Origin of the sequence: Nocardia niigatensis NBRC 100131, from assembly GCF_000308655.1 — a bacterium.
In the GTDB taxonomy this organism is placed as follows: domain Bacteria; phylum Actinomycetota; class Actinomycetes; order Mycobacteriales; family Mycobacteriaceae; genus Nocardia; species Nocardia niigatensis.
In genome coordinates, this window is sequence record NZ_BAGC01000107.1 from 1 (window position 1) to 23,806 (window position 23,806).

Consider the following 23,806-nt stretch of genomic DNA (forward strand, 5'->3'; position numbering starts at 1 on the left):
CTACCAGCAACACCGCGTGTGCGGAGTCGGCGAAGGAGCTTCCTTCGCCGACTCCGCACACCGTCCGACTCCGAAGGACATTTTCGATGAACAACAGCCCGAACCTCGTACGGATCCGTCGAATCGCGGCCGGGCTCTTCGTGGTCGCGACCGCGGCGGTGGGCGGACTCGCCGCGCAGTTGGCCGCCGATGCCGATGCCACGCATGCCGCCCCGTCCCTCGACCGGATGCCCGCACCGGCCGCCGACCTCGCCCCCCGATCGACAGTGGACGCGGCACTCACGCCGCCGGCCCCGGCGCCCGCACCGGCCGTCGCGGCGGTGCCGCCGCAGACCGGCGGCCCAGTGCCCGCGCCGCCGGTCGACACCGCGAAGGACGTTCCCGCACAAGCCGAATCGCCCAGCGAAGAAGCGCCTGCGGCGACTCCCTACCTGTCGAACCGAACCAGCCGCGACCGCGACGAAGCCTTCGATGAGTCCGACATTCCGCAGTGGACCACGACACCCGCGCCGACCACCACGCAGGCACCACCGCACGCGCACACGGAAGCGTCGTGATCAACACCAGCGGCCGGGGCACCGCCTCGGCGTCGTTCTCCGCCATCGGCACGATCGCCACGGTGGTGTGCACCGACGCGCGCGCACTACCGCGTGCCGTCGACCTGACCCGCACCCGGTTGGACGAACTCGACCGTGTCGCTTCACGATTCCGCGAGGACAGCGAACTCGCGACGATCAATGCGCGCAGTACCGAACTGGCAGGCACGGATCGATCCGCCCAGCTGCTGATCCCGGTGAGCACGACACTGGGCCTGTGCCTGCGGGCGGCGATTCGCGCCGAACGGCTCACCGCGGCTTTGGTGCGTCCTTCCCTGGGGGCGGCCCTGATTGCCTGCGGTTACGACGACGACCTCGAGATCGTCCGCGCCCGTGGCGGCGCGACGGCATCGGACCCGTTCCCGGTGCACACACTGCCGCAGGCCGTGCTCTTCGACGAATCGCAATGGTGCGTCAAAATTCTCGCCGGGACCCTGATGGATCTGGGCGCGAGCGCCAAGGCGTGGGCCGCGGACTCGATCGCCGCGGAGCTGGCCACGGTCGGCGCGGGCGGATATCTGGTCGACCTGGGCGGCGACATCGCCGTGTCGGGTCCGCCGCCACCGGGCGGCTGGGCGATCGGCGTGCGAGACTGGAACAGCGTTGTGGCACAAACTGTCTGCTCGTTCGGACAGGCGTTCGCGACCTCGTCCACACGGTTGCGCATCTGGGTCCAGCAGGGTAGCCCCCGCCACCACATCATCGATCCGCGCACCGGTTTGCCCGCACGCTCACGCTGGGCGCAGGTCACCTGTGCGGGCGCCGACGCCGTCCAGGCCAACGCCGCCTCCACCGCCGCCATCATCCTCGACGACCGGGCCCCCCGATGGCTGAGCGAGCGGCACATACCCGCCCGGCTGGTGACCGACGACTGCGCGGTGGTGACGACGTCGGGGTGGCCCGGCTCGGATGATTCGTCCGGCGCATGAAAAGTCCATGGCTGTGGTATATCTCGCGCGCCGACGGGGTGATCACGCTGATCCTGCTCACGGTGACCGCGGTGCTCGGCATGCTGACCTCCTCGCGCTGGCATCCGCAGTCGTCGGTATCGGCGATCGCGATGGGAACGCACCGGACACTCGCGCTCGGCACCACCGTGTTCCTGGCGGTCCACATACTCACCGCTGTTCTCGACACCTATGTCCATCTCGGCTGGCTGTCGACGTTCGTACCCTTCACCGCCGGGTATGAACGAGTGTGGGTGGGACTGGGCACCACGGCGTGCGATCTGTTTGTCGCGATCATCGTGACTTCGCTACTGCGCCATCGGTTGTCGACGCCGGTCTGGCGGGCCGTGCACTGGTCGTCGTATGCCATGGCCCCGATCGCGGTCACGCACGCGCTGATGATGGCTTCGTCCGGTGAACCGGCCCTGTCCGCTGTCACCGTCGCCTGCGGCGGCGTCTTCGCGGCCGCCGCTGTGTGGCGATGCGCGCGCGGTCTCGCCGATCGCCACCGCCGTAGGTGCTTCGCCGCCCGGGAATGGTCATGAGCGCCCTGTCGGAACTATTGCTCTCGGCGGGTCTCACCGGGCGTGGCGGAGCGGATTTCCCCACCGGGGCCAAACTCGCGCTGGCCGAACGGCACAACGCCGAGCTGATCATCAACGCCTGTGACGGCGAGCTCGATGCCGCCAAGGACAGCTGGGTGATCGCCAATCACCTGCCCGAGGTCCTGGAAGGAGCTCGGCGCATCACCGGACAGCGCATCAGGGTGTCGGTGCACCGCGATTCCAGCGTCTCGGCGACGCTACGCGAGGCCGGCGTCGGAATTCTGGAAGTCCCGCGCCGCTATGTGTCCTCGGAGGAGTCGGCTCTGACCCGCCTGGCCGCTGGGGGTCCGGCCAAACCTCTCATGCGATTCGAGCCCATCGCCGCGGGCAGCCGTGATGTCGCCGGGCGCCGGCTGCCACCCACGCTGGTGCTCAATGCCGAAACGGTGTGGCGCGTCCAGCAGATCATCGATCGCGGCCCGCGGTGGTTCCGCTCCTACGGCACGCCGGACGAGCCCGGACCCCGGCTGGTCACGGTGGCCAACGGTGTCGAAGCCCCCGGCGTCCACGCCGTGGAAGCCGGGCTCGCGATGCGCGAAATCCTGCACCGCGCAGGCGGACTCACCGTACCGACCCAGGCACTGTGGATCAGCGGGCTCAGCGGCGGATTCCTCGGCGCCGCCGACATCTTCGACACCGAATGGTCCCGCGCCGGGTTGGCGCGCCACCACATCGGCCCCGGGGCCGGAACCATCCGTGTCATGGATGCCCGCGCCGACCCGTGGCACGAGCTCCTCGATGCCCTGACCTACGCCGCCGGTGAAACCGCCGGGCAATGCGGGCCTTGCAGATTCGGTCTCCCCGCACTGGCCCAGACCCTCGCCGGGTTGCTCGAGGCCGACCCGCCACCCGATGCCGGTGATCGGCTCGGCCGCATCCTCGCTCAGGTCAGCGGCCGTGGCGCATGCCGTTTTCCGGACGGCGTCGCCGGGCTGCTCAGCTCCGCACTCGAGGTATTCGGCGCGCCTGCGATGCGACGACCGGCGATGACCGACAGCCAAGTGGAGTAGCGACGTGTCACTGATCAATCGAATCCTCGGTATTCCCGACCCTTCGCCGTCGAGCACCTTCGCCGTCGATCGCATTGCCTGTGTCGGCCATGGCATTTGCGCGCACATCCTGATCGACGCGATCAGCCTCGACGAGTGGGGTTACCCGACCCTGCACGAGGCGCGCCCCGACCCCGCACTCGCGGCCGAAGCCATCAAGCTCTGTCCGACGAAGGCACTGCGGTGGATCGCGGATGCGGGCAAAGACAAATGTTGAGTAAACATCCGTGCACTGAAATGGAACAGCTAACGTATCTACGTACCATCGACGATGTGGAAGATGCCACGCACTGACCTGGCCGGACCGCTGCGGCGGCGTAGTCGAACGGCTCACGCAGAACAAGATGTGCCAGGAGGACACTATGAACTCTGCGCTGCCCGCGAATCCGCCCCCGGGTGGGCAATCGCTGCTCGAGCGGGCCCGATCCGAGGCCATCGAGCAGTTCAGTGCCACCGATCGCGTCCGCACTCGTATCCTCGACGCGGCCAACGACCAGTTTCAGCGGTTGGGCATCCACCGCTCGACCATGGAGGATGTCGCTCGGCAGGCGGGGGTCTCGCGGATCACCGTCTATCGACGCTTCGCAACCAAGGAAGAGCTGGTCGAGCAGGTCATCCTGCGCGAACTCGGCCTCTACTTCACCAGGTTCCTCGTCGATATCGCGGCGGCGCCGAACGTGGGCGAACGAGTCGTGCGCGGTTTCGTGAGCTCATTGGGGGCCTTGCGTGGGAATCCGATGATCCATGCTCTGATCACCGCCGAACCCGACCGCTCGATCAGCACGCTCATCGGCGACAGCAGCCGAGCGACGGCGATCGTCCGGGAATTCGTTGCCAGCCAGCTCCTTTCGGAACAGCGGGCCGGCAACGTGGCCACCGAACTGCGGGTCGAACTGGTCGCCGAGATGATGGTCCGGATCTGCGCCTCGTTCCTCGCCATTCCGAGCCAGGTCGTCGATCTCGACAATGACGACGAACTCGCCGATGTGGCGAGGCAATTCCTGGTCCCGATGCTGGATCCACCGGCCGGCGCGAGGGGTCGAGATCAGCCGTCCTGACAGTCTCGATCCCTCAGACGAGCGGTTTGCCGAGTGCTCGGCGGCGACGCATGTCGCGCAGGTACTCCCCGTAGGGGTACAGCCGCCGCTCCTCCGGCAGCCGGGCCAGCACCACACCGATCGCGCGCATGAGGATCAGGAACGCTCGTTGCCGGCGGGGACACCAGGTCAGGCCGAGGGCATCGCGAAACTGTTGCGGGAGAAAGCCTGTGGTGAAGAAGCGGCTCACCTGCCGGAAGGCGAGGCGGTAGTTGCGGCTGTGTGGACCGAGATCGACCACCTGATCCAGCAGATAACCCCGGACCTCATCGTCGACGACGATCTCGGCCAGCTTCGCATCCCAGTATTCGGCGAAAGCGGCCCGGTCTTTCGGCCACATCTCCTGGCGCATCTGCAACGTGGTGCCGAACCGCGCGGATTGGCGGTACAGATCATCGGCGGTGGCGTCGTCGAGCTCGCCGAAGAAGTAGGTCAGGCAGTCGCGGACACCGACGTAGATGCACGCCGCCACCCACAGTTGCAGTTCCGGGTCGAAGGCGTTGTAGGAGACGGGGCTGTCGGGCCCCGACCGCACCAGCCGATGCGCGGTATTCGTCGCCTCGCGGTAGGCCGCGCGCTCGTCCTCGGTCCCGATCATCGCAACCGCCAAGTACGTCAACGTGGTTCGCGACCGTTTGCGCGGATGAAGGTCGTAGCGCCCGCGTTCGACCACGCTCTCGAAAACGCCCCGCCCCACCGCGGGGTTGCTCAACTGCATGATCACGTTCGCGCCGCCGCCGAGCAGTGCCCCCAGCCCCACCATGTACTGCCGCCGGCGAGCAACGTCCCCCGGTCCTGCTGTGGTTTCCGTGACCCGACCGGGCGCAGATCGAAGCATGCGCGCCACGACACCTCCAGAGCTTATGAGAAGATAACTGTCTAATCGTCTCATTGTGTCGTTATCGGGTCAACTCCTCATCTCGCCCAATGCGCACCCAAATCCGGGTCGCTGTGATCATGAAGCGACCATTCGTGTTGTCCGCGAACGCCTCTCACCGGCGAGCCGAGCGTCGGCGCAGAGCGCCGTTGCGTCGCGGTAGTACTCGGCCGGTCCCAGGGTGACGCGGTCGAAATTCGCTTCAAACCGCTTGGTGGCGAGGAGATTCGGTGGATTCGCGGCGATTACTGGTCGATGTCCAGGCGACGGTTGGTGGCCGCCAGCTGGCGGAGGGTGCTGTCGGTCAGGTCTGCGGCCTGGGCTCTGTTCAGTGGCGCCGTGGGCCGATCCCAGTGGAGGGCAACGAGGTCGCCGTCTTGCGGGTCCATCGTCAGGCGGCCGTCGAGGGTGAGGGTCACGGTTCGCGCGCTGGGCGGGGCCAGATCGAGGTGGTGGCCGTCCCAGGTCAGGCGGCGGGCCCTCAGGCGGACGCGGGAGCCGTCGCGGGCCAGTACCCGAGCCGGGGTGATGCGGCAGTTGTCGAGGATTTCCAGAGCGGTGGGGGTTGCCGCTGAGCCGAGCAGGCGGCTCCAGGGGTAGACGCCGAGGACGTGGAAGCAGTGGTTGGGGGCGGCCTCGGGAGCGAGCTGGGGCGTCAGGTGGCTCCAGTAGTGGCCGGCGGTGGGGCCCAGTATGGTCAGTAGCTCGTCGTAGAAGGCCGCGGCATCGAGGGTCGAGCCGATTCCTCCACCGTGCCAATAGGATTCGACCAGGCGAGGGTCGAGCGGGTCGGCGATGCCGGTCATGGCGGACATGACTTGCAGGTAGGGCCAGGCGCCGGTGAAGCGACGAGCGGCGGCGCGGATCTGCGCGGGCGATCCGTCGCGCAGGGCCGTCGTGTCGGGTGGCCCGCAGTAGCCCAGCGCGTTCGGTGCGTAGGCGTAGCGCGCGAACATCATCGCCCCCGATCCCGGGTCGGGTGGCCGGGACCGCGTGGAATGCGGGCGGGGGACGGTGATGGCAGGGCTCCGTGAGTGGGGATACGGTCAGCAGATGCGTGGAAGCTGTTCTCCGGCAGGCAGGTCGACGACTCGCGTGCCGCCGAGCGCGGTGTGAGCGGTGACCATGCCGGGGTGCTCGGTGACGCAGCGGCCGATGATCTCGGCGTGCACACCGAGGGGATGGGCGCGCATGGCGGCCAGCACCCGGTCGGCATCCGCGGCGGGCACGAAGGCCACCAGCTTGCCTTCGTTGGCCACGTACAGCGGGTCCAGGCCGAGCAGCCCGCAGGCATCGCGGACACCGGCGGGGATCGGAATCGTCTTCTCGTCCAACGCGATTCCCACGCCTGCCGCTCGCGCGATCTCGTTCAGGCTGGCGGCCAGTCCACCGCGCGTCGGGTCGCGCATGGTGTGGACGGTCCCGCCCGTCGCCAGCATCGCCGCGACCAGACCGTGCAGGGGAGCGGTGTCGCTGCACACGGTGGTCCCGAATTCGAGTCCCTCGCGGCAGGAAAGCACCGCGACACCGTGCAATCCGATCTCCCCGCTGACCATGACCACGTCCCCGGGCGCGGCGAGTTCGGGCCGGATGTCGACTCCGGGATCGAGCACACCGATGCCGGCGGTATTGACGTAGATGCCGTCACCGTGCCCGGCGTCGACGACCTTGGTGTCGCCGGTGACGAGCGCTACTCCGGCACCCAATGCCGCCGTGCCCATGGCCGACGCCACTTCCGCGATCCGCACCAGCGGAGTGCCCTCCTCGAGGATGAACGCCGTCGACAGGACCAGCGGCCGCGCCCCCGACATCGCCAGATCGTTGACCGTGCCGTTGACGGCGAGATCGCCGATGGATCCGCCGGGAAATGTCAACGGCTTCACCACGAACGAGTCGGTGCTGAACGCCAGCCGCGTCTCGCCGACGGTGAGGACCGCCGAGTCACCGAGCCCGGCCTGCGCCGCCGCCCCGAACGCCGGCAGGAACAGGTGCTCGATCAGCTCGCCGGACATCGCACCGCCGCCACCGTGCCCCATCACGATGGTGGGTGAGTCCCGCAACGGCATCGGGCACACCCAGTTCTCGAAATCGATGGCGCCGGAGCCTGTTCCGACGATGTCAGGCATGAGCCACCTCCGCGGGAAGATCCAGCCGCCGGTACAGGTAGTAGGCCGCGCAGGCGCCTTCGGAGGACACCATGGTGGCGCCGAGCGGATTACGCGGTGTGCACTCCTTGCCGAAGGCCGCGCACTCGTGCGGTTTGATCAGGCCCTGCAGCACCTCGCCCGATCGGCAGATCGGCGATTCCTCGGTGTGCAGATCGCTGACCGCGAACCGGTGTTCGGCGTCGAACTCGCGGTAGCGCGGCGAGAGCCGCCAGCCGCTCTGCGGGATCACCCCGATGCCACGCCAGCCGCGGTCGGTGACCTCGAAGACGTCGGCGAGCATGGCCTTGGCGGCCGGGTTGCCCTCGGCGGTGACCGCGCGCCGGTAGGCGTTGTCCACCTCGTGGCGGCCCGATTCCAGCTGGGCGACGGTGCGCCGGATGCCCTCGAGAATGTCGAGCGGCTCGAATCCGGTGACCACCACCGGAACCCGGTACTTCTCGGCGAGCGGCGGATATTCGGCGGTGCCCATCACCGTGCACACGTGCCCGGCGGCCAGGAAGGCCTGGACCCGGCAGTTCGGCGATTCCATGATGGCGGCGATCGCCGGGGGCACCAGAACGTGCGAGACGAGCAGCGAGAAGTTGCGCACGCCGAGCCGTTGCGCCTGGTAGACGGTCATGGCGTTGGCCGGTGCGGTGGTCTCGAACCCGATGCCGAAGAACACGACCTGGCGGTCGGGGTTGGCCCGCGCGAGTTCGAGTGCGTCGAGCGGTGAGTAGACGACACGGACGTCGCCGCCCTCGCTCTTGATCCGGAACAGATCCTTGGAACTGCCCGGCACCCGCAGCATATCGCCGAACGAGCAGAAGATGACATCGGGCTGGGCGGCGATGGCCAGCGCCTTGTCGATCAGCTCGAGCGGGGTCACACAGACCGGGCAGCCGGGGCCGTGGATCATCTCGATCTGGTCGGGCAGCAGCTGGTCGATCCCGTGCCGGATGATCGAATGTGTCTGCCCGCCACAGACTTCCATGATCGACCAGCGCCGGGTGGTGGTCGAGCGGATGCGCTCCAGCAGCAGCTTCGCCAGTTCCGGATTACTGAATTCGTCCAGGTATTTCATGGTTTCACCTCCGGATCGGCGGCCTGGGTGGCCTCCGGGTTGGCCACTCCGGCCTGGGCTGCGGCGATCGCGAATCCGTCGCCGAATTCCTCTTTCAGCACGCCGAGGTGTTCGAACTCGGCGAGCGTCTGCATGGCCGATTCTTCGTCGAGCCGCTGGATGGCGAATCCGACGTGCACGATCACGTAGTCGCCGACGGTGATGTCCGGAATGTACTGCAGGCACACATCTTTCTGGACGCCACCGAAATCGACCACCGACATCCGCGTGCCATCCCGCTCGTGGACGCTGAGAACTTTGCCGGGGACTGCCAGGCACATCGCTGTTCTCCTTCCGCTCAGCTCGCCGCGATGGCGAGTAACTGGCCGAACGCGATTCCACCGTCGTTGGGTGGCACGCGATGGTGGGTGAGGACGTGGAAACCGTGCTCGCGCAGCAGCCGCAGCACGGTCGTGAGCAGGAGTCCATTCTGGAACACGCCGCCGGACAACGCCACCGGTTGCTCCGGATCGCCGTAGCGCAACGCCAGATCCAGGACCAGGTGCGCGACGCTCGCATGGAACCGTGCGCCGATGACACCGGCGGGCACCCCGATCCGCAGGTCGGCGATCACCGCGGCGAGCACGGGCGCCGGGTCGATGGCCGCGGTCTCACCGATGTGGTTGGCGGGCAGGACGAACCGGTAGGTGACCTCGCCGGGGTCGGCGTCACGGGACAGTCCCTCCCATTCGATGGCGGCTTGCGCCTCGTAGTCGACCTCGTGCCGCACCCCGCACAGTGAGGCGACGGCATCGAACAACCGGCCCATGCTGGAGGTCGGAACGCAACCGAGTCCGGTATCGAGCTGATGCGCGAGCACCTGCTGCTCGCGTGGCGGGCAGGCGCGGACGGACGGCAGATCCGGCGACCAGTCGATGCTCGCGGATCGCAAGTGCGCCAAGGCCATTCGATACGGTCGCTGGACGCTGAGGTCGCCACCGGCCAGTGGCGCATAGCGCAGGTGCGCCAGGCGGCGGAACCCCTTGTAACTCGCGGCGAGCACCTCGCCGCCCCAGATGGCGCGGTCGGGCCCGTAACCGGTGCCGTCGAAGGCGAATCCGAGCACCGTCGCGCTCGCGTCCAGTCCGTGCTCGCCCATGACGGCCGCCACGTGCGCGTGATGGTGCTGCACCAGCCGGACGGGCCGGATGCCCGCGTGTTCCGCGGCCCAGGCGGTGGAGCGGTAGCGGGGGTGGGCGTCGGCGGCGAGTTGCTGTGGACCGACGCCGGTGAGTTTCTCCAGATGTCTTTCGGCGGCGGTGAACGCGTGGAGGGTCGCGACGTCGTCCATATCGCCGATGTGCTGGCTCAGCCAGGCATAGCGGCCATCGGCGACAGCGCAGGTGTTCTTCAGGTCCGCGCCCACGGCGAGAGTCGGCGGTGCGGGCATCGGCAGCGCGAGCGGCAGCGGAGCGTAGCCGCGTGACCGCCGGAACGGCACTTCGACCCCGTCGACCACCTTGACCACCGAATCGTCGCACGGCACCAGGATCCGGCGGTTGTGGGACAGGATGGCGTCGGCGAGCCCGGACAGTCGCTCCCGGACATCGGAGTCGGTGTAGCAGATCGGTTCTCCGCCGAGGTTCCCCGATGTCATGACCAGCACTCGCGGAGCGGGCGGGTCGCCGGGCAGTCCGAACAGCAGCAGATGCAGCGGCGTGTAGGCGATCATCACCCCGAGATCGCGGTTGTGCGGCGCGACCGCGTCCACGGGCAGCGGCGGCGAGTCCGGGTCATCGGATGCGGAAGTGCGGCGGGGCAGCAGGACGATGGGCCGGGCCGGGCTCATGAGCAGCGCGGCGGCCGTGGAATCCACCTCGGCGATGGCCGCTGCGGTCGCCAGATCGGGCACCATGACCGCGAAAGGCTTGTCGCCCCGGCGTTTCCGCCGGCGCAGCTCGGCCACCGCGCCACTGTCGGCGGCATCGCAGGCCAGGTGATAGCCGCCGATGCCCTTGACGGCCAGAATTCCGCCGTGGCGCAGCATGTTTCGCGCCGCCTCCAACGGCTCTCCGGTCTCGGGGCCGGAGAAGCTCAGGGTCGGCCCGCACTCGTGGCAGGCGATCGGCTGTGCGTGGAAGCGGCGGTCGCCGGGATCGGCGTACTCGCGCGCGCAGGTTTCGCACATGGCGAATTCGGCCATCGAGGTCTGCGGGCGATCGTAGGGCAGCGCGGCGATGATGGTGAACCGCGGCCCGCAGTTGGTGCAGGTGATGAACGGGTGGCGGTAGCGCCGGTTGCCCGGATCCTGAAGTTCGGCAGCGCATTCCGCGCAGATCGCCACGTCGGGCGACGCGAGGGTGCGCCCGGTGCCCCTGGTGGTGCCGGCGATGTGGAACCCGGTCCCGCCACGGACCGGAATCTCGGTCTGCTCGACGGCCTCGACGACCGCCAGCGGCGGCGGGCGGTCCCGGAGGCGCGCGACGAAGGCGTCCACGCCGTCCGGCGCCCCCTCGATCTCGATGATCACGCCGGAACTGTCATTGCACACCAGTCCGGTCAGCGCCAGTTCGGCCGCCGTGGTGTACACGAAGGGACGGAACCCGACGCCCTGCACCACGCCGCGGACGATGATCCGCCGCCGGACCCGGGCCCCGTTCACGGCTCCTCACCCGACCCGAGCAGACGCAGCCCCGCCAAGGCGGCGGCGGCCCCGGCTTCGTCGGTCTTCTCGACCGCGAACCCCATGTGGATGATCACCCAGTCGCCGGGCCGGGCCGGATCCTCCTCCAGCAGGCCGACATTCACGGTCCGCTGCTCGCCGGAGACATCGACCAGCGCGATCTGACCGTGATAACCCTCGACCGGGCCGACGACGCGGCCGGGGATGCCCAGGCACATCGCTCACACCTCCTGTGGGTGCCGTAGGGCGGTCACCACGGATTCGACCGCGGCCACCGCGGGATCCACCGCGGCAGCCACGGGGTCGGTCAAGCCCATACCGTCGGCGACGGAGCTGATCTGGCAGCCCACGATCACCGTCGGCGGAATGGTCCCGCCCAGCGCCCGCACCACGGCGAAGACCGCCTCCGGGTGCATGGCGTGCGCGTCGAGACCGCCCGCGCCGCCACCGGGATCGGCGTGGAACACGTCCACCTGCCCGGGCGCGCCGCGGTCGGGCAGCGCGTCGACGAGCACCAGCGCGTCCCAGCCGTCGAGCAGATCGTAGGCCAGGTGCAAGCCGCGGATGCCGTAATCGGTCACGCGCACATCGGGTTCGGTGCTCGCCGGCATGCGCCGCACCACCTCGGAGCCGAACCCGTCGTCTCCGAGGAAGATATTGCCGATGCCGGCGACCAGCACTCTTGTCGTGCGAATCACCCCGCTACATGTGCCGGATTCTCAAGTACCGGCGCACATCCGGTATCGACCGGAGGCCGACCGCTGCCACCAGGAGCACGGCCAGGGCCACGAGGACGACGGCGATCACACCTACTATTGCCATGGCGGAATTCCTTTCTCGAGATTTCTGATCCGGGATGCCTCACTCGGGTGGGGCGGCGATCGGCTCGACTTCGTCGGGCGCGAAATACAGGTAGCGGCCGTACCATTCGTGCATTTCGGCGGCGGGATCGTCCTCGACGACCACCGCCAGGTGGAGTTGTCCGTCGACGTCCTCGTGGACCGAGGCGACGCGCGCGGTGCGGCCCGCGTAGAACAGGTCCTGCGCGTCGGCGCGGCGGGAGGGATGCAGCCGCACCCGGCTGCCCCGGGCGACCGGTGTTCCTCCGATCACGACGGCGTCGGAGTCGGGATCAACGGTCGTGTCGGACAGCGGGTCCCACCACGGGGTATCCGGATCGAGAGCGGGCAGGACTCGCGGCGGTCCCGGTTCGGTGCCCCGGAGCAGGCTGTCGTCCCGGAGCAGTCCGTGCAGCCCCTGCATGCTCTCGGGCGTCATGGCCTCGCAGCGGTCGATCAGCTCGGCGGCGCGGGGATCGGTGGCCCGGGCCTGATCCTTCTCGTCGTCGGTGAGGGTGAGCACGCGCAGGGTCAGGATCTCGTCGATCTCGGTGGAATCGAACAGCGGCCCTTCGCTCTGCTCGGCGACGCGAGGATGGTCGTAGAGGATGATCGGTGAGATCAGCAGCAGGTCTTCGGTGCCCTCGGGACCCGCGAGCACGGGAAAGCAACGATGCTGGGTGCAGGCCGCGGCCGCGTCGGCCGCGTCGTCCGGCGGGTCGAGCAGCGACAGGAAGACGCCGCCGCGCAGTTCGCAGAGCACGTGCGCGCCGAGGAAGGACCGGGTGACGGCATCGTCCTTGTCGGTCGCCGGGACGCCGAGATTGCGGACGGTGACACCGATCCGCTGATAGCGGCCGACCGGAGCGACGACGGTCTCGGCGATGCCCGTCAGGGCTCGGCGCGTGCGCACCAGGCTGCCGAAGGGTGTGCCGTCGTCGTCGGCGAAGTCCTCGATGTCCACCCCGCCGTCGATGTCGATGCGGAACGTGTTGTCCGACAGCGGCCTCGGCCCCGAATCGACCTCCTGCTCGACGGCCTCGTCCCAGCCGGTCCAGACCCGTGCGCCCGCCCGTAGTTCGGGCACCGTCCGTCCGCCGGCGTCCTCGACGGTGCGGCGCTGCAGTTGCAGGAACCGGACAGTCAGGCGCAGTGTCGCGGTGGGGCTCGCGTCGACCAGGAATTGCGCGCCGAGTTCGGAATCCTCACCGCAGCCCGCCGCAGCCGCGCCCTCGGGTCCAAGGACCCCGAATTGCCAGCGGGACTGGTTCTTTCGCGCATTGCCGTGATACGGATACAGCAGGTAGCCCTCGTACAGCACGGCATCGGCGACCGCGCGCGCCTGGTCGCGTACGCTGCCGGGCTCGTGCCCGCTCATGACGGCTCCCGAGACGGGGCGGACAGCAGTTTTGCGACCGCCTGGTCGTAATCGAGAAATCCGTGCTCGGACTTGTAGGCGGTGAGGGCGTCGACGGTCTCCCGCCGCATCCGCACCCAGCCGGTGTCCGGGTAATGGGTGTCCATCAGCTGCCGCCACACGGCGACGGGCATGTCGAAGCGGTCGTCCCGATCCCACGGAATCTGCTGGACGGAGAAACCCGAAGCGCCCCTGAAGAACACGGTCCCACTGAACAGGAACAGCAGCGGCACCTTCCCGTCCCGGAGAGCGTGCAGGTACTTCGATCCGGTCACCTCGAGGTCGTAGGTGCACGGCAGGGGCAGGTCCACCTCGGTGCCGCCGGTGAATCCGGGCACCGTCGTCGTGGTATGCATCCACAGGAACGATCGCTGGGTGTCGTGCCAACGGTCACGGGTGCCGAACATGTCGAGCAGCCCGCTGCCCTCGGCGTCGGTATAGGCTCGCCGGTTGGGTTCGATGCGAACCTGGGCCCGTAATGCGATGGCGTGCACCGGTTCTTCGCCGAGTGCCGCGATCCCCACGCGCGCCGTCAGCATCGGCCCGATGGCGTAGGGCTCGGGCCGGATGTCGAGCACCGCGAAGGTGATCGAGTAGGCGGGGCTCACGACCGCCCACCGCCTCGGTCGCCGGCGCGGGCGTTCATGGTGGCGAAGAACTCGTCGATGTAGTGCCTGGCCTCGGCGCCGCCGTCGAATCCCTTCCACAGCAACCGCATTCGTCCCACGAACTCGTAGCAGGTGTCGATGGGCAGCAGCAGGCAGTCGCCGGGGCTCGCGCGGCCGGCGCTGCCCGGCATGCGGATCAGCAGTGCTTCGACGTCGTCGGTGAGCACGTCGAGTTCGGGATGGCTGCGCAACAGGTCCTGCCATCGCTCGGCCGGCAACTCCGACTCGGTCGCGCCGGCCGGGCCCGGATAGAACGCGACGGTCCGGCCCTGCGCGGAGTTGGCGAACAGGAACGCCAGACCCACCGGAATCTCGAGCGCGTCCCATTCGGCGGTCGTGATCGCGGTCTGCCCGAATGCCAGGTACCGGTCCGGAACCGCGCGGTAGCGCAATCCGGCGGCCGGTTCGGTGAACAGCAGATAGCAACTGGTGCAGACACATTGCAGTTGGCGGCTGCCGACGTCGACCACATGCCGATGCGGTGCGCCGATGGGTTCGGCGCACATCTCGCAGCGCTCTCCGGCCGGCCGGGGATCCGGCCGGGACGCGAGTCGGCGCAGCACCGAGAACGAGGCGCTCATCCGGCGGGCTCCAGCGCCGGCACTGCCACCGTGGGCCCGCCGTCGCGCACCAGCACGGGTAGCGGCTGCAGGTGGCCCTGCCCGTCGAGCCGGTCCCCGGCGTGCACGGCGTCGTAGTGCGCACGGCAGGACGGGCAGCGCAGCACGGCATCGCCGACCGGGTGCCCGGGACGCCGATGCAGCTGGGCGCCGGAGAGCGAGCCCCCGCACGCCGGGCAGTTGTCGCGATACACCAGCAGGTTGTCGCCGACGCGGCAGGCCAGCAGCGCCTGCCCGGCGACCTCGTATCCGGCGACTTCGCCCGGCCGCAGCTCCGCCAGCTCGGGCACTTCGACCCAGCTGGCCGTGGGCGAGGTGTGCACCCGGGTGAACAGGGACTCGGCCGGAATCACGTTCGGATCGGAATCGGTCTGTGCCGCAACGACTTCGATGCGCTCGATCTCCGGCGCCGAGGCACGGACGGCTTCCTCGACCGCCAGTTCCAGGGTCACCGAAGACGACGGGCAGCCGCGGCAACTGCCCGAGAGTTCCAGCCGCACCACACCGTCCTCGACCCCGATCAGGCTGACATCGCCGCCGTGGGAGCCCAGGTAGGGGCGGACGCTGTCGAGCGCCGACCGCACCCGGGCGGGAACATCGTCGGGGTGCAGCCCGTGCACGATCAGCAGGCTGGCCACGAGTTCGTCCGCGGCCAGCCGGTTCACCGCGTCGTCGTCGAGTAGTTCGATGACCCGTCGCAGTCCCGCGCCGTACAGCTCGACGAGTTCACCGACGAGTTGTTCGGCGCGCTCGCGGGCGATCGGCCCGCCCGCGGAGCTCGCGTCGAGGAGGTCTTCGATCCGATCGCCGGCGTGCCGCCAGTGGTCGTCGCGCGCCGCCGGACGATCGTCTCCCATCGGTTTCTCTCCTCACTGTTGGGCCTTTGTCACTGGGCGACGGGCGTCTGGGTGGGGGAGTGGAGCAAGTCCAGCGACTTGCCGCCGCCCAGATACATGTGCACGCCACACGGCAGGCACGGATCGAAACTGCGCACGGTGCGCATGATGTCGATCCCCTTGAAATGCTCCCTGTCGTTCTCCTCGAAGATGGGCTGACCCTGCACCGCGTCCTCGTAGGGACCCGGCGTGCCGAAGCTGTCGCGCGGGCTCGCGTTCCAGGGCGTCGGCGGGTACGGGTGATAGTTGGCGATCTTGCCGTCGCGGATCACCATGTGATGCGACAGCACCCCGCGGACCGCCTCGGTGAATCCGCATCCGATGCCCTCGTCGGGAACCTCGAATGACTCCCAGGTCTTGGTGCGGCCCGCCCGGATCTCGACGAGCGCCTGCTCCGCGAAATGCAGTGCGCAGGCGGCCGCGTAGGCCTGGAAGTAGGTGCGGGCCCGGTTCCGCTCGATGGTGTTCGAGCCGACAGCCGGTATCTTCCACTCGAGTTCGACCGGCCCGCGCAGAGCGGTCTTCGGCAGATTGATCTGCACGCTGTGGCCGGTGGACTTCACGTAGCCGATATCGACCAGTCCGGCCAGCGCGGTGGACCACAGACGGGCCAGCGGTCCGCCGCCGGTGTCGAGGGCCAGATGGTCGGTGCCGTCGAACCAGCGCGGCGACATCACCCAGCTGTACTTGTCCTCGAGATCGCGTTTCTGCGGTTTGGGGTTGGTGTGCTGGTTCCACGGGTGCCGCCGGTCCACCGGATTGCCCAGCGGATCGTTCGTCACGAACATCTCCTGACCGTTCCAGTCGTCGTAATACGAACTGCCCAAGAGGATTCGGATGCCGAGGTTGATGTCGACCAGGGAGGTGGTGAGGAGTTTGCCGTCCACGACCACGCCGGGCGTGACGAACATGCGCCGGCCCCAGTCCTCCATGTCACGGTAGGAGAAGTTGCAGGACTCGGGGTCCTGGAAGGAACCCCAGCAGCCGAGCAGCGTGCGCCGCAAACCGACCTTGTCATAGCCCGGCAGGGCCTCGTAGAAGAAGTCGAACAGATCGTCGTGCATGGGCACGACCTTCTTCATGAACTCCACGTACCGCATCAGCCGCGACATGTAGTCGGTCATCAGCTGGATCGTCGCCACGGTCCCCACGCCGCCGGGATACAGCGTCGACGGATGGACGTGCCGTCCCTCCATGAGGCAGAACATCTCTCGCGTGTAGCGGCTGACCTGCAGCGCCTCGCGATAGAACTCGCCGGTGAAGGGGTTGAGCGCGCGCATGATGTCGGCGACGGTGCGATAGCCGTGCGCGTCCGCGTGCGGGGCGGCGGTCTTCTCCGCCAGCGCGAGCACGCCGGGATTGGTCTCGGAGACCATCTTCTCGCAGAAGTCCACGCCGACCAGGTTCTCCTGGAAGATATTGTGGTCGAACATGTATTCGGCGGCCTCGCCGAGATTGACGATCCATTCGCCGAGGTGCGGTGGCTTCACGCCATAGGCCATGTTCTGGCAGTAGCACGAGCACGTGGCGTGGTTGTCCCCGCAGATGCCGCAGATGCGGCTGGTGATGAAGTGCGCGTCACGCGGATCCTTGCCACGCATGAAGATCGAGTAGCCGCGGAAGATCGACGACGTGCTGTGGCATTCGACCACTTCGCGATTCGCGAAATCGATTTTGGTGTAAATGCCCAGACTGCCGACGATGCGGGTGATCGGATCCCACGCCATTTCCACGAGCGAATCGGGCTCGATGAGGCGATGCGAGGGTTCCGGAATGATCTGAGTCATCGGAATTCTCCTACCAGGTGCGTCGCGCACCCGTCTCGAGCTCGGTGCCCCGATGCCGCCAGTGCGGCTCCTTGTCCACGGTGCGCTCAGTGATGTGGCGCAGACTGCGGATCACCGATCCGTACAGTCCGGAGGCGGCGGAGGACAGCTTTCCGCCCGGCGGTTCGTCCATGAACGGCATGAACTTGTCCGGGAAACCGGGCATGGTGCAACCGATGCAGATACCGCCGACATTCGGGCACCCGCCCACGCCGTTGAGCCAACCGCGCTTGGGCACATTGCATTTCACGACCGGACCCCAGCAACCGAGTTTGACGATGCACTTGGGTGAACCGTATTCGTGCGCGAAATCGCCCTGCTCGTAATAGCCGGCCCGGTCGCAACCCTCGTGCACGGTGGCGCCGAAAAGCCATTTCGGGCGCAGGGCTTCGTCGAGCGGAATCATCGGCGCCTGGCCGGTCGCCATGTACAGCAGATAGGTCAGGGTCTCGGAGAGATTGTCGGGTTGGATGGGGCAGCCCGGCACACATACGATCGGGATGCCGGCCTTGCTCCGCCAGTCCCAGCCCAGATAATCCGGGACACCCATGGCCCCGGTCGGATTGCCCGCCATGGCGTGGATGCCGCCGTAGGTGGCGCAGGTGCCCACCGCCACGACCGCGGTTGCCTTGGGCGCCAATCGATCCAGCCATTCGCTGGTGGTCATGGGCTGACCGGTGTCGGGGTTGTTGCCGAACCCGCACCAGTAGCCTTCGGTGTGCAGCTGTTCGTTGGGAATGGAGCCCTCCACGACCAGCACGAACGGCTCGAGTTCGCCGCGGTCGGCCTTGAAGAACCATTCCAGGAAGTCATCCGCGCCCCCGGTGGGGCCACATTCGAAATCGATCAAAGGCCAGTGGACGGCGACCTTCGGCAGTCCCGGAAGGGATCCGAGTGCGATCTCCTCGACACTGGGTTGGGTGGCGGCAGTCAACGCCACCGAGTCACCGTCACAACTGAGGCCTGCGTTGATCCACAGTACGTGGATCAGCGTCTCTTCGGCTTTGACTGCTTCGCCAGTTGGCATGAATGCCGCCCTTCAGAAGCTGGTGGCCACCTGCGTGGTTCCGGTGCAGCATGGAATCGCGTCGAAAGTGACCCTGATCACGTCAGTCTATTCTCGGTGTTGACCTTCCTCAAGGCTGCTGAGCAGCGCGGATGTCTGATCGAACAGCCATTCGTACCACTGCGGCAGTCCCGTTCCGGTGGTCGCCGACACCGTGAGCACCCCGATGCCGGGATTGACGGAATTCGCGTACGCGCGGCACTGCTCCACATCGAAATCGACATAGGGCAGCAGGTCCATCTTGTTGACCAGCACCAGCGAGGCGGCCGCGAACATGTGCGGATATTTCAACGGTTTATCGGTGCCCTCGGTCACCGAGATGACCACGACTTTCGCGTGCTCACCCAGGTCGAAAAGGGCCGGGCAGACCAGATTCCCGACATTCTCGATGAACAGCAGGGTGCCGGGGGCGGGAGACAGCGCCGTGAGCGCGGTGTCCATCATCGTGGCGTCCAGATGGCATCCGGCGCCGGTATTGACCTGGACCACGGGGCGGCCGGTCGCGCGGATGCGCTCGCCGTCGAGCATCGTCTCCTGATCGCCCTCGATCACCGCGATCGGGGTGTCGGCGAGGTCCCGCAGCGTGCGCTCGAGCAGAGTCGTCTTGCCCGAGCCGGGGGAGCTGGTCAGATTGATCGCCACGACGGCCTGCTCCGCCAGCCTGCGCCGGACCGATTGGGCCAGTGCGTCGTTCTTGGCCAGCACCTTCTGTTCGAGGGTGATGGTCTCGGTCGGCGCGAGGTGCACGTGCTCGCCGGGACCGTGCCCGTGCCCGTGCGCGTGCACCTGGTCGCCCGCGTCGCCGTCGTGCCGGTGCGGATGCTCGTGCTCATGTGAATGACGTTGGGGGACAACGGTGATCACGGCTGATCCATCATCACCGCATCCGCAGGTGGCGCACATTCCCGGCTCACCTCCATGGACCGGATACGCAGCTCGCGCCCCGCGGTGAGTTCCACGTCGGCGCTGCCGCAGGGACACAACAGAATCGGATCGGCGACCTGGAATCGGTTGCCGCAGGATCGACACGACGCACTGCCCGGAATCACGGCGATCTCGAGCCGCGCGCCCTCGGCCACGGTACCCTCCGCGGCGATCTCGAAACAGAACTCCATCGCGTCGGGAATCACCGCGCACAGCGCCCCGACCTCGACGGTCACGTCGTACACCCGCCGACCGGCCGCGTGTTCACACACCGCCTCGACAAGGCTGCAGGTTATCGCCATCTCGTGCACAGGGGCCTCGATTCGACGACCGGAGAAGACCCACGCTACTCCCCGGCCTCGGATGCGTGGGCGTTTTCCCCGGGGGGCCCGCCGGCCCACCGTTGCTCGATCCGGCCGAAGCGCCAACCGGCCAGCGCGACCACCCAGGTGCCGACGAAAACGCCGATGACCAGGCAGCCGAGCAGGGTCGAATCGATCCCGCCCGGGTCCGTATGCGCGCCGCGCAGGCTCAGCAGTTCGACCGTGCCCACGATCAGGGCGACCGCCACCGACAGCGCCGTCACGGTGAGGTTGTAGTAGATCTTGCGCAGCGGCTGCGCGAAGGCCCAGCCGTAGGCGAAGTTCATGAAGGTGCCGTCGATGGTGTCGAGCAGGCTCATGCCCGCCGCGAACAGGACCGGCAGGCACAGGATGGCATACCAGGGCAGCCCGGCCGCCGCGCTGGTCCCGGCCAGCACCAGCAACGCGACCTCGGTGGCGGTGTCGAAGCCCAGGCCGAACAGCAGGCCGATCGGGAACAGCTGCCACGGCCGGGAGATCGACTTCATCACCGGGCCCAGCAGCCGGGTGACGAATCCGCGCCCGGCGAGCCGGGTCTCCAGCTCGGCCTCGTCGAACCGGCCGGAGCGCAGTCCGCGCACCGCGCGCAGAATCCCCATCAGCACAACGAGATTGATGATGGCGATGAGATAGAGGAAGCCGCCCGCCACCGCGGCGCCGACCACACCGGAGTAGTGGTGCAGCGCGGAGGAATCGTCCGCCACCGGCCCGGCAACCGCTTTCACGCCGACGGACAGCAGCAGTGCCAGCCCGAACACCACGGTGGAATGCCCGAGCGAGAAGTACAGCCCGACCGACAGCGGCCGCTGCCCGTCGTGCATGAGCTTGCGGGTGGTGTTGTCGATGGCGGCGATGTGGTCGGCGTCGAAGGCATGCCGCAGGCCCAGGACGTAGGCGGTGAGCCCGACTCCGAACCCGAGCGTCCGGTCGCCGACGCTGAAATGCCGTGGGGCGACGATCCCGATCAGCGTGCCCCAGCCGATCACATGCAACCCGACGACCACCGCGATGATCCCGGCCAGGCGCAGCCATTCCTGCCTGGTGATGGTGAACCGATCGGTCAGAAATCGAATCGGACCACGTCGCTGCACTGTCGACGCCACGGCTGACTCCCTGTGACCCGGGTTCCTCGACCGTAGACTCCGTCGCCCGGCGCGGCAAGGCCGCTCGATGTGTCAGGAGCCGCGGAGGGACTCGATCGCGTACCGCAAACCGGTGTTTCCGGGATCCTCGGCGGGTGCGGGCACGACGATGCCGTGGACGAGGCCCGCGTAGCGGTCGCGCACGAGCTCCGGCAGCGCCTCGTAGTCGCCGCAGACGAGCAGCGTGTCCAGGACGTCATCGGTCACCACTTCGTGGAGTCGGTGCCAGCCTTGGGCTTTCACCAGTTCGCGCAGCCGTTCGAACAATTCGGGCAGACCGAGCCGCAGCAGGGTCGGCCGGTAGGACGGGGTGGAGTAGAGGAAGGCGAGCAGCCGGCGCTGCCGCTCGCGTTCGCGTGCCACCGCGGCTGCCGTGGGACCGGTCGCGATCGGGATCGCCGTGATGATTCCGGGAGCGGGGCGCGAGTGTGCCGCGGCGCCCGCCTCGACCGCGGGCCGGACGACATCGCGCAGGTAACCCGGATCGGAATTGGTGGAGTGGGTGATCACGCCGTCGGCGAGTTGTCCTGCGAGCCCGCACATTCCGGGATTGACCGCGCCGAGCAGGATCGGCGGTGGTGCGATGTCGTCGGGTCCGGGATTGAAGTACGGCTGCAGCCGGGTCACCCGGTAGCTGTCGCCGTCATGGTCGATCGAGCCGCCGGATGCGAACGCGGCGAACAACTCTCGCAGCACGGTGAGGTATTCGCCCATCCGGGCGACGGGTTCGGTCCACGGCATTCCGAACCGGCCTTCGATGTTCTGCCTGATCTGTGTTCCGAGCCCCAGTTCGAAGCGGCCACCGGAGAATTTCGCGAGATCCCAGGCGTTGTACGCGACCAGGGTCGGGCTCCGGACGAAGGCCAGCGTGATCGCGGTCCGCACGGTGATCCGGCTCGTGTGCTCGGCCGCCAGCAGCGCGACCGCGAAGGAATCGTGGATCGTCTCCGGAATATGGACCCCGTCGAAACCCAGGTCCTCCACGCGGCGGGCCGCTCGCGGCACCTCCGACAGTGGCAGGCGGGCATCCAGGGCTGCATAGACTTTCATCGACCGTCTTCCTCGACATCGGTGCGTTCTCGGTGCTGACGGTAGCGGGGTGTGAAGAGTGGGATGGGGCGGGCGGGGGAGCACGGCCGTGTGCAAATATCTCGCTATGGCTGGAGGTACGCATATGTGGCCGGTGGTGGACTTGGCTGATCTGCTCGATGTTCTCGATCTGACCGAGGTTGGGGCGCGACGGTTTCGGGCACGCAATGTGACGTCGACGCTGCCGACGACGCTCGGTAGCCAGACGCTCGCGCAAGCCGTGGTCGCCGCGGAGCGGACAGTGCCGCATATGGCCGTGCAGTCGATGCACGGGGTCTTCCCGCGCGGCGGATATGCCGAGCGGGAGGTCGATGTGGAGGTCGAGGTCGTGCAGTCGGGGCGCGCGCTGGCGACCGTGCAGGTGGCGTTCCGTCAGGACGGGCGCGAGCACGCCCGGGTGCTGATAATGCTCAGCGCCGAGGAGCCGGACTTCCTCAGCCACGGCGCCCGCCTGCCCCAGGAGGTGCCGCGGCCGGAGGAGTGCGACGAACTGCCGTGCGCGCTGTTGCCGTGGGAAGTGCGGACACTCGGTGGGGCGGACGCGCTCGCGGCCGAGTTGGCCGGGCCGCCGACCCTGGATGTGTGGATGCGCTGTGACAAGGCGCCCGATCTGCCGGGCATGTCCCGCGCGCTGCTGGCGCACGGCAGCGAGGGCTTCCTGGGCCCGGTCGCGACGCGGCCGTACCCGCAGACCGAGATCGCGCGGCGCGGTGGTCGGGGCACGGCGGCGATGCTCACCCAGACCGTCACCTTCCATCGTCCGTTCACGATGCACGACTGGCTGTTGCTGCACTGCGAGAGCCCGTTCGCCGGCGGCAGCCGGATGTACGGCCGCATCCAGGTCTTCACCCAGTCCGGCGATCTGGTGGCATCGGTCTCCGCGCAGGGTTTGATGCGTCGGGCCGGCTGACCTTTCGGGACAGGTTCTTTCGCGTGCTGCGGCGCGAGAAGCTTGTGTCGCAGGTCAATAAGTATGAAATCGAATGGCCTCGACGTCGGTGGCCTGCAGAATGCCCTGCCCACGAAATAGGCGGGGGAGCCGCGCTCATTCGTAGCCGGGCCGGCCGCCTTCGAGCATCTCGGCGAAGGCGAGCCAGGCCTGCGCGCGATCACGGGCCAGCCGGGCGACCCCGGGCAGGTGCTGCGGCGGCAGCACCTGCCGTGCCTGCTCGAACCGGTGCCGGTCGAAGCCCGGGATGGTCAACCAGCGCAGCAGGTTCCGGCCCGGCTCACTGCGGCTGACCACCGGATCATTGCGCAGGCGGCGCATGATGGTGCTGGTCGCGTCGACGACCGGCACGACCGCGGGTGCGTGCCCGTGGCGGAGTTCCTCGATCACGGCCTCGGGCAGCCCGGTGGCCGAGGCGACCCGCGCGGTCGGGATATCGGGCAACAGGGCGAGCAGTTCGGTCGCCAGTTGCCGTCGCCGGGTCGAATCGGGCCGCGGGGCAGCGGGCGGCGCCAGGTCGACCACTTCGGCCGACGCGGCGTCCGGCCCCTCGGATTCCGCGCCGGATGCCGGATGCCTCATGTCTGCCCTGCCTGCGATCTCTGTCACTGTACGACAAGATTCTATATCAACCTCTGATGCCTATTACCTGCAATTTCGCTACATGCGACGCGAGAATGCGCAGTAACTTACTGACCTCGGTGTTTTGATCGGTAAGCCCTCGGCGCTTGTGATCAGTAGGCGATGAAGAGGATCTCGTCGCGCGAATAATCCTGATCGGGGTGCCGTTCGGCGAGGTGAGCCAGGGTCTTCTCGACCAGGTCGTCCTCGTTCTCGCCGCGAATGTATTCACCGCACGGGCAGCTCAGGCGGGTCTTCATCATCTACTCCCAATGTGATTGCGGGGGACGGCTTCTCGTCCGATTCGCCTCGTTCGAGTATGC

General features: G+C 68.0%; 28 protein-coding genes. 7 read left to right on the forward strand and 21 right to left on the reverse strand.

What is annotated here, in order from left to right:
- Nucleotides 1–86: 86 nt before the first annotated feature.
- From ON33_RS31910 to ON33_RS31935, 6 genes are all read left to right on the forward strand, one after another.
- A complete protein-coding gene (locus ON33_RS31910) occupies nucleotides 87–557 on the forward strand; it encodes a hypothetical protein (RefSeq protein WP_040862871.1) in 471 nt (156 codons plus the stop codon).
- Nucleotides 554–1,525, forward strand: coding sequence for an FAD:protein FMN transferase (locus ON33_RS31915; protein WP_040862951.1), 972 nt, complete (start codon nucleotides 554–556; stop codon nucleotides 1,523–1,525). The genes ON33_RS31910 and ON33_RS31915 overlap by 4 nt, the downstream gene beginning before the upstream one ends.
- Nucleotides 1,522–2,088 carry a ferric reductase-like transmembrane domain-containing protein gene (locus ON33_RS31920; RefSeq protein ID WP_040862872.1) on the forward strand — a complete coding sequence of 189 codons (567 nt, stop codon included), beginning with the start codon at nucleotides 1,522–1,524 and terminating at the stop codon, nucleotides 2,086–2,088. Before ON33_RS31915 ends, ON33_RS31920 begins: the two co-directional genes overlap by 4 nt.
- Nucleotides 2,085–3,158: an NADH-ubiquinone oxidoreductase-F iron-sulfur binding region domain-containing protein gene (locus tag ON33_RS31925; protein ID WP_040862952.1), complete on the forward strand. Its 1,074-nt coding sequence runs from the start codon at nucleotides 2,085–2,087 to the stop codon at nucleotides 3,156–3,158. Before ON33_RS31920 ends, ON33_RS31925 begins: the two co-directional genes overlap by 4 nt.
- Nucleotides 3,159–3,162: 4 nt before the next feature.
- Entirely contained in the window at nucleotides 3,163–3,414 is a 252-nt protein-coding gene (locus ON33_RS31930) for a ferredoxin (RefSeq protein WP_040862873.1), read from the forward strand.
- Between the two features lie 145 nt (nucleotides 3,415–3,559).
- Nucleotides 3,560–4,255, forward strand: a complete 696-nt coding sequence (locus ON33_RS31935; RefSeq protein WP_040862953.1) for a TetR/AcrR family transcriptional regulator — start codon at nucleotides 3,560–3,562, stop codon at nucleotides 4,253–4,255.
- 13 nt (nucleotides 4,256–4,268) lie between these two features.
- Here the strand turns inward: ON33_RS31935 and ON33_RS31940 are convergent, their stop codons facing one another.
- The 19 genes from ON33_RS31940 to ON33_RS32025 all read right to left on the reverse strand — a co-directional run bounded on the left by ON33_RS31940 (nucleotide 4,269) and on the right by ON33_RS32025 (nucleotide 21,874).
- Nucleotides 4,269–5,057, reverse strand: coding sequence for an oxygenase MpaB family protein (locus ON33_RS31940; protein ID WP_051153224.1), 789 nt, complete (start codon nucleotides 5,055–5,057; stop codon nucleotides 4,269–4,271).
- A gap of 359 nt (nucleotides 5,058–5,416) precedes the next feature.
- On the reverse strand, nucleotides 5,417–6,127 hold the full coding sequence (locus ON33_RS31945) for a DUF6390 family protein (RefSeq protein ID WP_040862954.1): 711 nt from the start codon (nucleotides 6,125–6,127) through the stop codon (nucleotides 5,417–5,419).
- Between the two features lie 90 nt (nucleotides 6,128–6,217).
- Nucleotides 6,218–7,297: a hydrogenase expression/formation protein HypE gene (gene hypE, locus ON33_RS31950; RefSeq protein WP_040862875.1), complete on the reverse strand. Its 1,080-nt coding sequence runs from the start codon at nucleotides 7,295–7,297 to the stop codon at nucleotides 6,218–6,220.
- Nucleotides 7,290–8,402, reverse strand: coding sequence for a hydrogenase formation protein HypD (gene hypD / locus ON33_RS31955; protein WP_040862876.1), 1,113 nt, complete (start codon nucleotides 8,400–8,402; stop codon nucleotides 7,290–7,292). Before hypD ends, hypE begins: the two co-directional genes overlap by 8 nt.
- Nucleotides 8,399–8,722 carry a HypC/HybG/HupF family hydrogenase formation chaperone gene (locus ON33_RS31960; protein WP_040862877.1) on the reverse strand — a complete coding sequence of 108 codons (324 nt, stop codon included), beginning with the start codon at nucleotides 8,720–8,722 and terminating at the stop codon, nucleotides 8,399–8,401. Before ON33_RS31960 ends, hypD begins: the two co-directional genes overlap by 4 nt.
- A gap of 17 nt (nucleotides 8,723–8,739) precedes the next feature.
- A complete protein-coding gene (hypF, locus tag ON33_RS31965; RefSeq protein WP_040862878.1) occupies nucleotides 8,740–11,043 on the reverse strand; it encodes a carbamoyltransferase HypF in 2,304 nt (767 codons plus the stop codon).
- On the reverse strand, nucleotides 11,040–11,282 hold the full coding sequence (locus ON33_RS31970; protein ID WP_040862879.1) for a HypC/HybG/HupF family hydrogenase formation chaperone: 243 nt from the start codon (nucleotides 11,280–11,282) through the stop codon (nucleotides 11,040–11,042). Before ON33_RS31970 ends, hypF begins: the two co-directional genes overlap by 4 nt.
- A 3-nt stretch (nucleotides 11,283–11,285) precedes the next feature.
- Entirely contained in the window at nucleotides 11,286–11,762 is a 477-nt protein-coding gene (locus tag ON33_RS31975) for a hydrogenase maturation protease (RefSeq protein ID WP_040862880.1), read from the reverse strand.
- A gap of 4 nt (nucleotides 11,763–11,766) precedes the next feature.
- On the reverse strand, nucleotides 11,767–11,886 hold the full coding sequence (locus tag ON33_RS44555) for a DUF6893 family small protein (protein ID WP_085996872.1): 120 nt from the start codon (nucleotides 11,884–11,886) through the stop codon (nucleotides 11,767–11,769).
- A gap of 39 nt (nucleotides 11,887–11,925) precedes the next feature.
- A complete protein-coding gene (locus ON33_RS31980; protein WP_040862881.1) occupies nucleotides 11,926–13,281 on the reverse strand; it encodes a hypothetical protein in 1,356 nt (451 codons plus the stop codon).
- Nucleotides 13,278–13,928 carry a DUF6084 family protein gene (locus tag ON33_RS31985; protein ID WP_040862882.1) on the reverse strand — a complete coding sequence of 217 codons (651 nt, stop codon included), beginning with the start codon at nucleotides 13,926–13,928 and terminating at the stop codon, nucleotides 13,278–13,280. The genes ON33_RS31980 and ON33_RS31985 overlap by 4 nt, the downstream gene beginning before the upstream one ends.
- Entirely contained in the window at nucleotides 13,925–14,569 is a 645-nt protein-coding gene (locus ON33_RS31990; protein ID WP_040862883.1) for a DUF5947 family protein, read from the reverse strand. The genes ON33_RS31985 and ON33_RS31990 overlap by 4 nt, the downstream gene beginning before the upstream one ends.
- Nucleotides 14,566–15,465, reverse strand: a complete 900-nt coding sequence (locus tag ON33_RS31995) for a NifU family protein (RefSeq protein WP_063711109.1) — start codon at nucleotides 15,463–15,465, stop codon at nucleotides 14,566–14,568. The genes ON33_RS31990 and ON33_RS31995 overlap by 4 nt, the downstream gene beginning before the upstream one ends.
- Nucleotides 15,466–15,494: 29 nt before the next feature.
- On the reverse strand, nucleotides 15,495–17,291 hold the full coding sequence (locus tag ON33_RS32000; RefSeq protein WP_040862884.1) for a nickel-dependent hydrogenase large subunit: 1,797 nt from the start codon (nucleotides 17,289–17,291) through the stop codon (nucleotides 15,495–15,497).
- Between the two features lie 10 nt (nucleotides 17,292–17,301).
- Nucleotides 17,302–18,357, reverse strand: coding sequence for an NADH-quinone oxidoreductase subunit B family protein (locus ON33_RS32005; protein WP_040862885.1), 1,056 nt, complete (start codon nucleotides 18,355–18,357; stop codon nucleotides 17,302–17,304).
- Between the two features lie 87 nt (nucleotides 18,358–18,444).
- Nucleotides 18,445–19,299, reverse strand: coding sequence for a hydrogenase nickel incorporation protein HypB (gene hypB, locus ON33_RS32010; RefSeq protein WP_051153225.1), 855 nt, complete (start codon nucleotides 19,297–19,299; stop codon nucleotides 18,445–18,447).
- Entirely contained in the window at nucleotides 19,257–19,631 is a 375-nt protein-coding gene (locus tag ON33_RS32015) for a hydrogenase maturation nickel metallochaperone HypA/HybF (RefSeq protein WP_040862886.1), read from the reverse strand. The genes hypB and ON33_RS32015 overlap by 43 nt, the downstream gene beginning before the upstream one ends.
- 35 nt (nucleotides 19,632–19,666) lie before the next feature.
- On the reverse strand, nucleotides 19,667–20,785 hold the full coding sequence (nicT, locus tag ON33_RS32020; protein ID WP_218001543.1) for a Nickel transporter NicT: 1,119 nt from the start codon (nucleotides 20,783–20,785) through the stop codon (nucleotides 19,667–19,669).
- 72 nt (nucleotides 20,786–20,857) lie between these two features.
- Nucleotides 20,858–21,874: a TIGR03617 family F420-dependent LLM class oxidoreductase gene (locus tag ON33_RS32025; RefSeq protein WP_040862887.1), complete on the reverse strand. Its 1,017-nt coding sequence runs from the start codon at nucleotides 21,872–21,874 to the stop codon at nucleotides 20,858–20,860.
- A 124-nt stretch (nucleotides 21,875–21,998) separates the two neighbouring features.
- On the opposite strand from ON33_RS32025, the gene ON33_RS32030 reads away from it, so the two are divergent.
- Nucleotides 21,999–22,823 (forward strand): acyl-CoA thioesterase, encoded by an 825-nt coding sequence (locus ON33_RS32030; protein WP_051153228.1) that lies wholly within the window; start codon nucleotides 21,999–22,001, stop codon nucleotides 22,821–22,823.
- Between the two features lie 135 nt (nucleotides 22,824–22,958).
- Here ON33_RS32030 and ON33_RS32035 read toward each other — a convergent pair whose 3' ends face one another.
- Nucleotides 22,959–23,444, reverse strand: coding sequence for a hypothetical protein (locus tag ON33_RS32035; protein WP_040862888.1), 486 nt, complete (start codon nucleotides 23,442–23,444; stop codon nucleotides 22,959–22,961).
- Between the two features lie 152 nt (nucleotides 23,445–23,596).
- On the reverse strand, nucleotides 23,597–23,743 hold the full coding sequence (locus ON33_RS39155; RefSeq protein ID WP_063711114.1) for a hypothetical protein: 147 nt from the start codon (nucleotides 23,741–23,743) through the stop codon (nucleotides 23,597–23,599).
- Nucleotides 23,744–23,806 lie beyond the last annotated feature (63 nt).